A 14,265-nucleotide genomic window follows, 5' to 3' on the forward strand; every position below is an offset into this window, starting at 1 on the left:
AACGAGCAGCGCTCTTAGCGCGCAGAGACGCGATCGAGTTCGGTCGCCTGCTGTCGTGTCAGCTGGATGGATGCCGCCGCCGTGAGCGACTCCACCTGTTCGGGCCTGCTGGCTGACACGACAGGAGCGACGACGAGGGGCTTGGACAGGAGCCAGGCGAGCGCGATGGTGGCCACACTCGTGTTGTGCGCGGCGGCGACCTGGTCGAGTGCGGCGAGCACCCGCAGCCCGTGCCGGTTGAGATAGGGATAGGCGTCGCGCGCCCGTGCTCCTCGCATGAGGTCGAGCCGCGACCGGTACTTGCCGGTCAGGAAGCCTCCCGCGAGCGCGAACCGGGGCATGACCGCGAGATTCTGCCGCAGGGCGACCGCCGCGAGGCCCTCCTCGTACTCGCTGCGGTGCACGAGGTTGTAGTGATTCTGCAGAGCGACCATCTGTGCGACGTCGAGCTGGGCCGAGGCGATCCGGGCCTCGATCAGCCGATTACCCGTGTGGTTCGCGGCGCCGAAGTAGCGCACCTTGCCCGCCCTGATGAGCTCGTCGACCGCGAGAAGCGTCTCCTCGAAGGGAACGCTGTCGTCGTCGACGTGCAGGTACAGCAGATCGATGTGCCCCGTGTCCAGACGCTCGAGAGAGGCCTCAACCGCGCGAGTGATCGCGCGGGCGGTGAGACCGGGGTTGTTCGCGCTCTTGCCCACCTTGGTCGCGATCACCATGGCATCGCGGTTTCGATGGCTGCGCATCCAGCGACCGATCATGTGCTCGCTGCGACCGGCGGCGTAGGAATCCGCCGTGTCGATGAAGTTACCGCCGGCGCCGATGTACTCGTCGAGGATGCCGATCGTCGACTCGCTGTCGGCGGTCCAGCCGAAGACATTGCCGCTCATCGCGATCGGGAAGACCCGTAGGTCGGACGACCCGATGCGACGACGCCGGGGCGCGACGAACGCTGAGGTCGTCGCGGCGTCCAACAACTGGGTCATGATGTTGAGGATAAGCCCGCACCGTGGGGCGACACGCCCGGCGCGTCAAATCGTTACCGTGCTGCGATACCCCACTTTCGGGGGGACCCAAGGGAGAAATAAAGGCGGAAGCAAGGGCGGACTCGAGGGGTACGCAAAAGGGCCCGATCCGCGAGGATCGGGCCCTTCCGTCTTACCCGGGCGCCTGGCGAGAGGCCCCGGGCAGATCTACTGCGCTCAGCCCTCGGCGGGTGCCTCAGGACCGTCGCTCGCCGCAGCCGAACCGTCGGTATCGGCCGACTCGGCATCGTCGAGCACGGGTGCGAGCGAGAGCTTGCCGCGGTCGTCGATCTTGGTGATCTCGACCTGGATCTTCTGGCCGACGCCGAGCACGTCCTCGACGTTCTCGACGCGCTTGCCACCGGCCAGCTTGCGGACCTCACTGATGTGCAGGAGCCCGTCCTTGCCGGGAGTCAGCGAGACGAAGGCACCGAAGGTCGCGATCTTGACGACCGTGCCCAGGAAGCGTTCGCCCACCTCGGGGTTGAGCGGGTTCGCGATGGCGTTGACCGCCGCGCGAGCCGCCTCCGCCGACGGACCGTCGACGGCGCCGATGTACACGGTGCCGTCATCCTCGATCGAGATGTCCGCTCCGGTGTCGTCCTGGATCTGGTTGATCGTCTTGCCCTTCGGGCCGATGAGCTCACCGATCTTGTCGACGGGAATCTGCACGCTGATGACGCGAGGCGCGGTCGGCGCCATCTCGTCGGGCGCGTCGATCGCGGCGTTGATCACGGCGAGGATCGTCGTGCGCGCTTCCTTGGCCTGCTTGAGCGCGCCATCCAGCACCGAGGAGGGGAGACCGGCGAGCTTGGTGTCCAGCTGGATCGCCGTCACGTACTCGGAGGTGCCCGCGACCTTGAAGTCCATGTCGCCGAGGGCGTCCTCGGCTCCCAGGATGTCGGTCAGGGCCGCGTAGCGCGTCACGCCATCGACCTCATCCGAGATGAGGCCCATGGCGATGCCGGCGACCGGAGCGCGCAGCGGCACACCGGCGTTGAGCAGCGACAGGGTCGAGGCGCAGACCGAGCCCATCGACGTCGAGCCGTTGGAGCCGAGAGCCTCGGACACCTGGCGGATCGCGTAGGGGAACTCCTCGCGGGGCGGCAGCACCGGCACGAGCGCGCGCTCGGCGAGGAAGCCGTGCCCGATCTCGCGACGCTTGGGGCTGCCCACGCGGCCGGTCTCACCGGTGGAGTAGGGCGGGAAGTTGTAGTGGTGCAGGTACCGCTTCTTGGTGATCGGCGACAGCGAATCGATCTGCTGTTCCATCTTGAGCATGTTCAGCGTCGTGACGCCCAGGATCTGGGTCTCGCCGCGCTGGAAGATGGCCGAGCCGTGCACGCGCGGAATGACCTGGACCTCGGCGTCGAGCGCACGGATGTCGGTCAGGCCGCGGCCATCGATTCGGATGCCCTCGGTCAGCACGCGGGCGCGCATGACCTTCTTGCTCACGGACTTGTACGCGGCCGACACCTCGCCCAGCGCCGATGCGGGGAGGCGCTCCGCCTCCACCTCGCCGGCGATGTGGCCCTTGACGCGGTCCTTCAGGGCGTCGTCAGCGTTCTGACGCTCGATCTTGTCGGCGATCTGGTACACGCCCTTGAGCTCGTCGTAGGCGAGTCCGGCCACCGCGTCGTAGGTGCCCTGGGTGTACGGCGGGAACAGCGGGTACTCGGCGATCGGCTTCGCCGACTGCGCGGCCAGCTCCTGCTGCGCCTTGATGAGCGCCTTGAGGAACGGCTTCGAGGCTTCGAGGCCCTGCGCGACGACGGTCTCGTCGGGCTTGGTCGCACCCGCCTTGATGAGGTCCCAGCTGCCCTCGGTGGCCTCAGCCTCAACCATCATGATCGCGACGTCCTCGTTGCCGGAGGCATCGGTCACGAGACGGCCCGCGACGGTGAGGTCGAAGACGGCCTCCTCGAGCTGGCTGAACTTCGGGAAGGCGACCCACTGGCTGCCGATGAGCGCGAGGCGCACGCCGGCGACCGGGCCGTAGAACGGCAGACCCGAGATCTGGGTGGATGCGCTGGCCGCGTTGATCGCGAGCGCGTCGTAGAACTCGTCGGGCGCGATGCTCAGCACCGTGATGACGATCTGGACCTCGTTGCGTAGACCCTCGACGAAGGTCGGCCGCAGCGGCCGGTCGATGAGACGGCAGACCAGGATCGCCTCCGTGGACGGACGACCCTCCCGGCGGAAGAACGAGCCGGGGATCTTGCCGGCAGCGTAGGAGCGCTCCTCGACATCGACGGTGAGCGGGAAGAAGTCGAAGCCGTCACGCGGCTGCTTGCCCGCGGACGTCGCCGACAGGATCATCGTGTCTTCGTCGAGATACGCGGCGACGGCACCCTGTGCCTGCTGCGCGAGGCGACCGGTCTCGAATCGGACCGTTCGCGTGCCGTAGGCGCCATTGTCGATGACAGCCTCGGCGAATTTGATTTCTGGACCCTCCATATGGGGGTTTTCTCCTTTGTTTTACGTCGCTCCCCCGTGTGGGGCGCGACTCTTCTCAGGAGCAGGAGCGGGTTCGATGACACGGGCGCGATGCTGATCGGCGGGTGTGTACGCGCGCGGCTGACTCGGAGGACGAGGTCCTCCGGAGTGGGGCGCATGTCTGGCCAACAGTAGAAAGTCTCCGAAGAATCTGGACGATTTCGGAAATTCACCACCGGTGACCAGCGTCTTGCCAGCCTGCTCCGCCCTCCAGACTACAGGGCGGCGCCGAAAGCGCCTAGTGACGGCGCGCCGCGCCGCTCAGAAGCCCGGGGCGCGGGACGGGCACGCGGAGTGAATGGACGCTCCGCGCGGGGTGTGAACGTCGAGCGCGAGCGTGACGTATGCGTCCACGACCCGACCGGATTGCGCCGCGCGAAGAAACTCCGCCCGGGCGACGAGCGGCGGGACGGCGACGCCGTGCGCGCGCAGGCAGGGCACGAAATCGTGACTGAGATAGGCGTACTGATAGAGCCACTGCTGACGGGTGTGCAACTCCTCGACGTCAGCGGCGAGGGGGAACTGCAGCGAGCAGGCCTCGATGATGTCGTGCTGCACGAGTGCCGTGGAGGCGTCCGAGGTGCGCGCGATCCACGATCCGGCGTAGCCGGGGGTCACACCGGGTATACCCGTCTCGGCGATGCACGCGGTCATCACCGAGCGCCACTGGCGACTCGAGATGATCCGGTGGAACTGCACGCCGAGCCGCGCGTACTCGTGCTCACTCGCAGACTGCGAGTACAGCCGCGAGACCAGGGGCAGCAGCTGCGACCGCGTCATGACGGGTGCGCGGGCGGGCGGGGGCGGAATGGAGCCGAGGATGATCGCGCTCACCGCCACCGCGCCCGCGACGACGGTCACGAGCGGGGAGAGTCGATGCACTCCCCCAGTCTCGCACCGCGGCCGTGCACGGAGATGGCCCGCCGACTAGGTTCGGCGGGCCGTCCTTTCCCGGGGGATCTCAGGCCGCGGGCCCGGCGACGAGCGTCACGGTCGCGGTGTGAGCCGCCCCCTTCGCGTCCGTCCAGGCGATGGTCACCCGATCGCCGACGTGGTGAGCCGCGATCGCGCTGCTGAGCGCGCTCTGCGTGGAGACCGCGGTCCCATCCACCGCGGTGATCGTGCTGCCGGCGGTGATTCCCGCGCGGGCGGCCGGCATGCCGGCGAAGACGCTGCTGACGGGCACTCCCGCGACGGTCGATGTCGCTGTGGTCGCGATCTCGACTCCCAGGAAGGCCGGGTATCCGATGCGAACCGTGCTCGAGGCGGTGCCCGACTCGATCTGGTCGGCGATCCGGAGCGCCTTGTCGATGTTGATCGCGTATCCCGTGACGGCGGAGCTCCCCGAGGACGCGGCCGTGATGATGCCGATCACGTCGCCCGACGAGTCCCGCAGCGGACCACCGGAGTCACCGGAGACGACGTCGGAGCTCACCTCGATGAGTCCGGACAGGCTCTCGCCGGTCTCCGAGAAGTCACTCTGCACGGTGAGGCTCTGGTTGACGGCCTCGACCGTGCCCTTCGCGGTGACCAGATCCCCGGTCCCCTCGGCGTTGCCCACCGAATACACCGCTGCCCCCGCCTTCACCGACGACGACGCGTCGAAGGTCACCGGGGTCAGTCCTGACGCACCGGACAGCTTCAGCACCGCGACGTCATCCGTCGCATCCGTGCCGACGACGGTCGCCCGGTAGCTCTTTCCCGTCGACTCGACGGTGACCGTGATTCTCGTGGCCTGCTGCACGACGTGGTTGTTGGTGAGGATGAGCCCGTTGGACGACATGATCATGCCGGTGCCGGCGGCCCGCTCCTGGCTGTCGTAGTTGAGTACGGTGTCGATCGTCACGACCCCGACCTTCTCCGCCGCGGTGGAGGCCGTCGCGGCGGAGACGGAGGCACCCGTCCCGGAGCTCGACGAACCGCCCGATATTCCGCCGCCGAACGCCGCTCCGCCGCGACCGCTGAAGCCGTTGCCGTTGGGATCACTGAACGAGCCGTAGCCCGACCCGCGCTGCGTGCCGACCCCGCCGCTCGTGGACTGCGACGACGTCGTGCTCGCGGCGGGTTCCGTCAGCACCGCGATGGCGGCGGTACCGAGACCGCCGATGCAGACGACGGAGGCCGTCGCCACGACGATCGCGAGAACGGGCCCGCGTCGACTCTTGCGTGCGATCGGAATCCCGGCATCGCTCCCGTCCTCGGGTGTCGGCGCGGCGCTGAAGGCGGGCGCGGCGGTCGGCGCGTCGTCGGTCGGCTGCGGCTCGTTGTCCTGATTCATGGCGAGTTCCTCACGGTGGTGATTCTGGCGTTGGTGCCACTCTCGAACCCCAAGCTGGGGGAACTCTATGACCAGACGAAGACTCTGCTGCCGGTCATCCGTGAGCCCGCTCTGGACTATCCGGCCGGGTTGAATCCGGCGGGGAGGGCGAAGGGGTCGAGCACTCGGGATGACCGCCCCGACTCCGCCACAGAGGCCGCCAGCTCCCCCGCCGCCCGCTCGACTCGCTCGGTGAGCCCCGACGCACCCGGCGCGGACCCCGCGCCCCAGTCGCTCGACGCCGCGTAGACGGCGGTGGGCATCACCACGGCGTGCAGATAGGCGAACAGCGGTCGGATCGCGTAGTCGAGCGCGAGCGAGTGCCGTTCGGTGCCACCCGTCGCCGCGATCAGTACCGGCAGGTCCGTCAGCGCGGTCGGGTCGATCACATCGATGAACGACTTGAAGAGTCCGCTGTAGCTCGTGGTGAAGATGGGCGTCACCGCGATCAGCCCATCGGAGGCCGCGATGGAGTCGATCGCCCGCTCCAGAGCCGGACTCGGGAACCCCGTCAGGAGGTTGTTGGTCACGTCGTGGGCGAGCTCACGCACATCGATGACCTCCACCGAGGTCTCGACACCCGTCTCGGCGAGGCGCCCGACGACGGCAGCCGACAGGCGATCGGCCAGCAGCCGCGTCGATGACGGCTGGCTGAGTCCCGCGGTCAGGACGGCGAGGGTGCGCTGCGTCATGAGAGCACCTCCTCGCGGGCCTCGGCCGCGCGGGCCGCGGCCAGGAGGGACGCGTGCGTCGGGCCGTCGGGCACGTGCTCGGGGCGGTTCGTGGCGAACTCCTTCCGGAGCACGGGAACCACCTCCTCGCCGAGAATGTCGAGCTGCTCGAGCACGGTCTTGAGCGGGAGCCCGGCGTGGTCCATGAGGAACAGCTGGCGCTGATAGTCGCCGAAGTGCTCGCGCATCGAGGCGTAGCGGTCGATCACCTGCTGCGGGCTGCCCACGGTCAGCGGGGTCTGCTCGGTGAAGTCCTCCAGTGAGGGGCCGTGGCCGTAGACCGGAGCGTTGTCGAAGTAGGGGCGGAACTCGTCGATCGCATCCTGCGAGTTGCGGCGCATGAAGGCCTGCCCGCCGAGACCCACGATCGCCTGATCGGCCGTACCGTGCCCGTAGTGCTCGAAGCGCTGCCGGTAGTAGCCGATGAGCCTCATGTAATGCTCCTTCGGCCAGAAGATGTTGTTGGCGAAGAAGCCGTCTCCGTAATAGGCCGCCTGTTCGGCGATCTCGGGCGAGCGGATGCTGCCGTGCCAGACGAAGGGCGGCACGCCGTCGAGCGGACGCGGCGTGGATTGGAAACCCTGCAGCGGAGTGCGGTACTTACCCTGCCAGTCGACGTAGTCCTCGCGCCACAGGCGGTGCAGCAGAGCGTAGTTCTCGATGGCCAGCGGGATGCCGTCGCGGATGTCCTTCCCGAACCAGGGGTACACCGGGCCGGTGTTGCCGCGCCCCATCATCACGTCGGTGCGCCCGTTCGAGAGGTGCTGGAGCATCGCGAAGTCCTCCGCGATCTTCACGGGGTCGTTGGTGGTGATCAGGGTGGTGCTGGTCGAGAGCAGGATGCGGTCGGTCTGCGCCGCGATGTAGGCGAGGGTCGTCGTCGGGCTCGAGGAGAAGAAGGGCGGGTTGTGATGCTCCCCCAGCGCGAAGACATCCAGACCGACCTCCTCCGCCTTCTTCGCGATCGCGACGGTCGCCATGATGCGCTCGTGCTCGGTCGGGGTCTGGTGGGTCGTCGGGTCGGTGGTGATATCGCTGACCGTGAAGATACCGAATTGCATCTCGTGCTCCTGGTGAGTGCTCGGACTTTCAATGCGTTTGCATGAATATGGACGTCAACGCGGCCACCTCGGGATCTATTCCCGAGGGATGGCGGCGGCATCGCTGCGGTGCTAGCGTCGTCAGCGAGGGAACCCGAACCCTCAGAAAAGGGACCACACCCATGGTTCGAACCACTGATCCGCGCGCCCGAGCGCGGAAGATGGCCGCGCTCGCCGCCCACGCCGCGAGCGCCGCCACCCAGACCATCGTCGCCGTCATGCCTGCGGCGCCCCCTCGAGATCAGCGCGCTCGAGATCCGCGCGTGACCGCGCGACACTGACGTCGCCGCGGCCGCTAGTCTCGCGACCTCTTGGGCAGGGTGCGGTTCAGAAGCACCACGATCACGATCGCGACGAACACGAGGATCGCCGCTTTCACCGCGAAGGCGAGCGCCTGCAGTACGAAGGTCAACAGCAGGAGCACCGCGATCAGGACGACGATCGACCAGATGAAAGTGGTGCGGGTGCGGCGGTTCATCGCCCTAGTCTGCCATGGCGGACGGGGCGGTCCCGCTCGCCGGCCGGGTCTCAGCGCGTGAGACCCATCAACAGGGTCAGTCGCAGTCCGCGCTTCGTCGCCGTCACTTCAGCGGGGATGCGCGGCGGCTTGCCCTCGCCTTCGAGCCGTGCCATCGCCTCGATGACCGCCGGCTCGAGCCCGCGGGGAACCCAGCCGACGACGCCCGACATGCGGCTGTCGGCGAAGATGCGCACCGGCATCGCCGCGTCCGTGCGCTCTTCCTCGATCGTGCGGGGCGCGATGAACGACGTCACCTCGGTGCCGGGGGTGAACTTCGCGAGTTCGTCCTGGTGCGGGTCACTCCCGGCGAGCACGATCGTGATCCGGGCGTTGTTGGGGACGAGGCTGAATCGGTAGTCATCGAGACTGCCCTTACCCGAATCCGCTTTGGGATACTCCCCTGCGGTGTCACCGCGGCCGAACAGCTTCATCGCCCGATCATCCTTCACTCCCCGTGGCCTCCCAGTCTACCGAGGCGGGGCGGTGCGGCACCCTGCGGGCGGCGCCGCGAGGGTGATCGCTCCTCAGTGCGGAGTGGCCACGTGCTGACGTGCCCGGGCCTGACGCCGCTCGGCGCGCTCGCGCCGCCGAGCCGCCCGGGCCTCGATGAGCACCCGTTCCTGCTCGCGCCGGAGCGGGTTGAGGAAGAGCGAGATCATGCGGATCCCGAATCCGAGCACGGCGACCGGGATCGACAGCACGAGGAACAACTCGATGGTCCCCGACATCGAGTCGGGCGCGAACACCATCATCTCCGTTCCCTCCATCGCCATCATTCCGTTCCGCCAGGCCAGGTAGCCGAGGCCGGCGATGACGGCGCTGAGGACGAGCGCGAACAGCAGGAGGCGCGGACCGCGGTGGCGGATTGCGTAGACGATGCCGTCGAGGACGACCGACAGAGAGAGCGGCAGCATGATTCCGAGCAGGATGAACGCGCCCAGAAAACCCCCTGGTGCAGTGATCGCGTCGATGATGTCCTCCGCTTCCCCCCGGTAAGAGCACTCGGGGGAAAACTATCAACGAGCTGTAAAGAACACGCTCCCCAGTTGGGGGGTCACTGCGACGGTGGTCGCGGCGAAACCGCTACTCGCCCGGTGCGAACCAGGGCGGAAAGACCGCGAGCTTCGGCGAGTGGGCGGCGCCCGCGAGGATCTCACGGACGCGGGTCCGCGCCTTGTCGTGCGCGACGCCCACGAGCGTGATGAGCTCGAATGCCACCGAGCCGTGCACGAGCAGCTCGGCATCGAGCAGCCGCTCCTGCTCCGGGTCAGCGCGCAGGGTGCGCAGCATCCGCTCCGACTCCTCGCGGGTGACCGCGAATCGGGTGGTGGTAGCGGCGGCGTCGCCGTCGGCCACGGCGACCGAGGGAGTCGCCGACCAGACGGCGTCGACCGTGGTGACCAGCAGCACGAACTCGGAAGGGTGGTAGGCGGTCGCGGCGGCGCTCAGGCGCGCACTGGGGCGACGGGCGCGCAGGTCATCCCAGACATTCGCCGTCGGCGACAGAAAGAACGGCACGAATTCGGCGACCGGCACGTCGGCGGTGACGACCGCGTCACGGCGGCCCTCACGCGTGGATGGCGACGAGATGTCGACGGCGGGCGCGAAATCCCACCCGGCCGACTGCGGGGCGAAGATGCTGCCCGAGCGGAGAATGCCCGCGAGGTTGTCGATGTGCGTCAGGTGGAAGGCGCGCTGCGACGACACATCGTCGCGGAACGGTGCGGCCAGCGAGGTGGCGGGACCGGCACCGGTGGTGCTACGGCGAGCCGACGGGGTGCGCGGCGCGGCGCGGACTCGAGCCGGAGCCACCGTGGCAGCCGGCGCCGCAGCCGGATAGCAGGAGGCGCACAACCGACCGGTGAGACCGTGGATACATTCGTCGTCCAAGAAACCAGGCCTCCGTGCGTTGCGGGTGTGCGCACCGCCACCGTGGTGACGGCACGACTCAACGTTACGGGGTTCTCGCACGGCCCGCCCCCACTCGCACGGAAGAGCTCCTCAGCATTGGGCCCATCGAGCCCCGGCGATGCACGCTCCGGGGCGCACCACCGCACGGAAAAGGGCCGCCACCCGTGGGTGACGGCCCTTCGTCAAGTTCGACGCGATCTCGATTCGCCGCTGGGTGGAAACCTAGCGGCGGAGGCCGAGACGCTCGATCAGCGAGCGGTAACGCTCGATGTCGATGTCCTGCAGGTAGCCCAGCAGGCGTCGACGCTGACCGACGAGCAGAAGCAGGCCACGACGTGAGTGGTGGTCGTGCTTGTGCTCCTTGAGGTGCTCGGTCAGGTCTTTGATGCGACGCGTCAGCATCGCGACCTGGACCTCGGGGGATCCCGTGTCACCTGGGTGGGTAGCGTACTCGTCGATGATCGCCTTCTTGACATCGGCTTCAAGAGCCATAGAAGTGATCCCCTTTCTCCTCGTTGCGCGGTGCCCGTGGGCGGGATGCCCGGGCTCTCTTTATCCGCGGCCGTTAGACGGCAACCTTGAGATTCTAGCAGAGTGTGACCTCCCGGCCGCGAGACCGTAGAGTCGAGAGGTACATCCAGTCTGGAGGAATGCGGATGCCCGGCTCGCTCATCGCGGACATCGTCGTCCTCGTCCTGCTCATCGGATACCTGGTGAACGGCATCCGCAACGGACTGGTCCGCAGTCTCGCCGGTATCCTCGGCGTCGCTGCCGGCGGTCTTGCCGCCGTGCTCCTCATCCCGTTCGTCGCCGCCTGGGTACCCGACCCGAACCTCCGCACGATCGCGACGCTGGCGGCGGTGGTCGCGCTCGTCGTCATCGGTCACTCTCTGGGTGCGTTCCTGGGCGGCCTGCTCTACCGCCGGGTGCGACGGACCGCTCTCCGCGTGCCCGACCGGGCCCTGGGGGGAATCCTCACCACGATCGTGGCAGCACTGGTGGTCTCCATGATCGCCTCGAGCATCGTGTCGTTGGGCATCCCGTTCGTCTCCCAGGCGGTCGCCTCGTCGACGATCGTGCGAACGATCAACGCACTGACTCCCGACCCGGTGCAGGCGTTTCTCGCGAAGATCCGCTCCTCCACCGTGGACACGAGCCTGCCGCGGATCGCCGAGGCGTTCGGGGCGCACCCCCGCCAGGAGGACATCCCGAGTGTCAACACCGGGACGGCCGCTCTCGTCGCCGCATCGCGATCGGTGGTGAAGATCACCGGCAACGCCTACGCCTGCGGCCAGAGCCAGTCCGGCTCCGGATTCGTCGTCAGTCACGACCGCGTCGTGACGAATGCCCACGTGGTGGCCGGCGTGGCTCAACCGCTCGTCGAGGTGCGCGGCCAGGGGGCGGTGCAGGGCACGATCGTGTACTTCGACCCGGTCGGCGACATCGCGGTGATCGCGGTGAAGGACCTGCCCGCCCCCGCCCTCCGCCTGGGTGCCAGCCTGGCCGAGGGCGACAAGGCGGTGGCCGACGGCTACCCCTTCGGCGGCCCCTTCGTCACGCTGCCCGCCGGGGTCGCGACGGTGGGAACGATCAGCGTGCCGGACATCTACGGAACCTCCTCCCATCCGCGCGAGGTCTACTCCCTCGCCGCCGACATCGAGGAGGGAGACTCGGGCGGCCCCCTGCTGCACACCGATGGGAGCGTGGGCGGGCTCGTCTTCGCCAAGAGCGCGACCACGAAGAACGTGGGGTACGCGATCACGATGAAGTCGCTGGAGCCGGTCGCGAAGTCCGCGCCCACGCTCACCGCCGCCGTCTCCTCCGGCCGCTGCACCAAGGGCTGAGGCGGAATCGATCCGCGCGCAGACTCCCCTCACTCAGACTTCCCTGACTCAGACTTCCCTGAGGGACTCCTCGAGGAAGCTCAGGGTTCGCGTCCAGGCATCCGCCGCCACGGCGGGACGGTACATCACGCGGTTCGTGTCGTTGAAGAAAGCGTGGCCCGCATCGGGATAGACCTGCGCGGTGAACCGCACGCCAGCGTCGTGGAGCCGCTTCGTGACCTCGGGCAGGGACTGCATGAGCCGCTCATCCTCTTCGCCGTAGAAGGCGAGGACCGGAACCCGGATCGACTCGACGGCGGCGCCCTCGGGGGGCGAACCGTAGTACGGCACCGCGACTTTCACCCGTGCGTCGGCGGCGGCGAGCGCGAAGCTGTAGCTGCCGCCGAAGCAGTAGCCGAGCACCCCGATGCGGCCGTCCACGCCGGGAGCCACGGCGAGCACATCGACGGCGGCGCGGAGGGCACCGATTGCCCACGCTGCGTAGTCGGGTGAGGCGGTCGGGGCGAGTGCGGCGCGCAGGCGCGGCTGCGCGAGGGCACGGTCCTCCTCGCTCGCCGAGAACATCAGGTGGTTCAGTTCGAGCCCCACGTCGGGGTCGACCCCGGCCCAGCTGAGGATGTCCGGTGCGATCGCGAGGTATCCCTGCGCGGCGTACCGATCCGCGATTCCCCGGATGTGCTCGACGAGCCCCCAGATCTCGTGGATCACCACGATTCCGCCACGCACCTCCCCCACCGGCTCGGCGACGTACGCCGAAAAAGTGTCGCCCGCGTAACTCAGTTCGATCATGCCCATGTGGTGGCCTCCGGATCCGATCCTGTCACACGGCGCCGGCGGCCCGGGCGCGACGAAGGCGGCGCGCCTTGCCCGCCGTCAACACGAGAGCCACGAGCACACCGATGGTCGATCCCGAGGAGTTCGCGATGATGTCGCGGATGTCGGAGACGCGCCCCGGAATCCACAACTGCGCGGTCTCGATCGCAATCGTGAGGAGAACCCCCATGAGCACCGCGAGCCACCACTTGCCACGCCCGAACAGCAGCACGAAAAAGACGCCGATCGGCAGGAACATGAGGATGTTCGAGGTGAACTCGATGCCCGAGTAGGTGACCCAGGCGGTCTGCGCGTGGCCGCGCAGGAGGTGCAGCACCGCCAGCACGAGGGAGTCGTGGGGATGCACCCGCTGCGGCCCCAGCGTCATCCACGCGACGAGCCCGAGGTAGGCGAGCGTCACGAGGGCGAGCACGGGGTGGCGGCGGAACATCCCCCTATCTTGGCCCGGCCCAGCCGGACGTTGGCTGCACGTCAGCCGAGGAGAAGTCTGACGACGATCACAGCAACCGAGGCCCAGACGGCCAGGCAGACCCCGACGAAGGCGAGCGACGCCCAGAGCAGGCGACGCCGCGTGGCGATGGTGACCTCGGAGCGGAACTCCGCGAAGTCGCGGTGGAGTTGCTCGGTGTCCTGCGTCGCCACCGAGGGCGTGCGCCACGAACTGGGACGATCGGCCACGTCGGAGACCGAGGCGACCTGCTCCCCGGAGAGCACCCGGTCGGCCTTGAGAAGCCAGCGCACCAGTTGACGCGAGGTGAGCACGGTGACGCCGTCCGGCTGCTCGCGCACCTGGAACTTCGTGGGATTCACCATCACGAGCACGGGGTGAACCTCCACGGGATGACCGGCCGCGGCGCTGAGCAGCGCGGCCGCGCTCCTCGCCTCGGCACGAGCCGTGTCGATGTGCTCCTCCCGCACGCCGGCCACCGTCATGGTGTTGCCGCCGACCCACACCTCCTCACCCGGGTGATTCTTGGTGAGGATGGTGAACACGCCCGCTGGACCGATGACGAGGTGATCGATCTCGTAGCCCTCATCCGGGCGGGCCCCGTAGGCGGGAACGGCGTGCAGCACGTCCCACTCGGGTCCGAGGTGATCGAGGGCGTCGCCGACGAGCAACTCGCCGAGGGCGCCGCGGTACCGCACCCGATTCTCACCACTGATGGGAGATCGTCCGAATAGGCGCTGCACTCGTGTGCGCGGTGTCGCCTGTCGCTGAGTCGAGACGAAGTCGCTCATGACCGATTGACCGGGAACGCGGGCGCGCAGTGCGTGTCCGTCCGACATCTCTTCCCTCGCGTGCGTCTCGGGCTGGGCAAAAAGATGAGGGCCGGCGCCCCCGCACCGGCCCTCGTTAGCGATCTATCGCTATCTGCTAGGTCCTCCCCCAAGGACTTCGTAGTAACAGTGTGCGGGAGCCCGCAGAACCGTGCTACCCCCAGAGATGGGCAAACCCTTTCGGGGGCATCCCCGCCGCTGACACTGCGCGT

At 68.2% G+C, this 14,265-nt stretch carries 15 protein-coding genes; 1 reads left to right on the top strand and 14 read right to left on the bottom strand.

Features of this window, described 5'->3' with window-relative positions:
* Nucleotides 1-14: 14 nt before the first annotated feature.
* The 11 genes from G3T37_RS03240 to rpsO form a co-directional block, all read right to left on the bottom strand.
* Nucleotides 15-983 (bottom strand): aldo/keto reductase, encoded by a 969-nt coding sequence (locus G3T37_RS03240; RefSeq protein WP_163472022.1) that lies wholly within the window; start codon nt 981-983, stop codon nt 15-17.
* A 216-nt stretch (nt 984-1,199) separates the two neighbouring features.
* Nucleotides 1,200-3,479, bottom strand: a complete 2,280-nt coding sequence (locus tag G3T37_RS03245; protein WP_163472023.1) for a polyribonucleotide nucleotidyltransferase — start codon at nt 3,477-3,479, stop codon at nt 1,200-1,202.
* Nucleotides 3,480-3,779: 300 nt separating this feature from the next.
* On the bottom strand, nt 3,780-4,400 hold the full coding sequence (locus tag G3T37_RS03250) for a hypothetical protein (RefSeq protein WP_163472024.1): 621 nt from the start codon (nt 4,398-4,400) through the stop codon (nt 3,780-3,782).
* A gap of 79 nt (nt 4,401-4,479) precedes the next feature.
* On the bottom strand, nt 4,480-5,796 hold the full coding sequence (locus G3T37_RS03255; protein WP_163472025.1) for a S1C family serine protease: 1,317 nt from the start codon (nt 5,794-5,796) through the stop codon (nt 4,480-4,482).
* 116 nt (nt 5,797-5,912) lie between these two features.
* The gene (locus G3T37_RS03260) at nt 5,913-6,527 is read right to left on the bottom strand and encodes an FMN reductase (RefSeq protein ID WP_163472026.1); all 615 of its coding nucleotides are present in this window, start codon (nt 6,525-6,527) and stop codon (nt 5,913-5,915) included.
* Entirely contained in the window at nt 6,524-7,627 is a 1,104-nt protein-coding gene (locus G3T37_RS03265) for an LLM class flavin-dependent oxidoreductase (RefSeq protein WP_163472027.1), read from the bottom strand. Before G3T37_RS03265 ends, G3T37_RS03260 begins: the two co-directional genes overlap by 4 nt.
* A 334-nt stretch (nt 7,628-7,961) precedes the next feature.
* A complete protein-coding gene (locus tag G3T37_RS03270; RefSeq protein WP_163472028.1) occupies nt 7,962-8,144 on the bottom strand; it encodes a hypothetical protein in 183 nt (60 codons plus the stop codon).
* Nucleotides 8,145-8,194: 50 nt separating this feature from the next.
* A complete protein-coding gene (locus G3T37_RS03275) occupies nt 8,195-8,617 on the bottom strand; it encodes a hypothetical protein (protein ID WP_163472029.1) in 423 nt (140 codons plus the stop codon).
* A 93-nt stretch (nt 8,618-8,710) separates the two neighbouring features.
* Nucleotides 8,711-9,100, bottom strand: coding sequence for a hypothetical protein (locus G3T37_RS03280; RefSeq protein WP_163472030.1), 390 nt, complete (start codon nt 9,098-9,100; stop codon nt 8,711-8,713).
* 169 nt (nt 9,101-9,269) lie between these two features.
* The gene (locus G3T37_RS03285; protein ID WP_163472031.1) at nt 9,270-9,998 is read right to left on the bottom strand and encodes a DarT ssDNA thymidine ADP-ribosyltransferase family protein; all 729 of its coding nucleotides are present in this window, start codon (nt 9,996-9,998) and stop codon (nt 9,270-9,272) included.
* A gap of 321 nt (nt 9,999-10,319) precedes the next feature.
* Nucleotides 10,320-10,589, bottom strand: a complete 270-nt coding sequence (gene rpsO, locus G3T37_RS03290; RefSeq protein ID WP_152584157.1) for a 30S ribosomal protein S15 — start codon at nt 10,587-10,589, stop codon at nt 10,320-10,322.
* A 164-nt stretch (nt 10,590-10,753) separates the two neighbouring features.
* Here rpsO and G3T37_RS03295 point away from each other — a divergent pair, with 164 nt between their 5' ends.
* On the top strand, nt 10,754-11,941 hold the full coding sequence (locus G3T37_RS03295; RefSeq protein WP_163472032.1) for a MarP family serine protease: 1,188 nt from the start codon (nt 10,754-10,756) through the stop codon (nt 11,939-11,941).
* Between the two features lie 48 nt (nt 11,942-11,989).
* On the opposite strand, the gene G3T37_RS03300 is transcribed toward G3T37_RS03295, so the two are convergent.
* From G3T37_RS03300 to G3T37_RS03310, 3 genes are read right to left on the bottom strand one after another with little or no spacing between them, the layout of a single operon-like run.
* Complete coding sequence (locus G3T37_RS03300) at nt 11,990-12,736, bottom strand: dienelactone hydrolase family protein (protein WP_163472033.1); 747 nt, start codon at nt 12,734-12,736, stop codon at nt 11,990-11,992.
* Nucleotides 12,737-12,761: 25 nt separating this feature from the next.
* Entirely contained in the window at nt 12,762-13,205 is a 444-nt protein-coding gene (locus G3T37_RS03305) for a VanZ family protein (protein ID WP_163472034.1), read from the bottom strand.
* 41 nt (nt 13,206-13,246) lie between these two features.
* A complete protein-coding gene (locus G3T37_RS03310; RefSeq protein ID WP_163472035.1) occupies nt 13,247-14,062 on the bottom strand; it encodes a nuclease-related domain-containing protein in 816 nt (271 codons plus the stop codon).
* Nucleotides 14,063-14,265 lie beyond the last annotated feature (203 nt).

It is taken from the genome of Galbitalea soli (assembly GCF_010686725.1).
Taxonomy (GTDB): Bacteria; Actinomycetota; Actinomycetes; order Actinomycetales; family Microbacteriaceae; genus Galbitalea; species Galbitalea soli.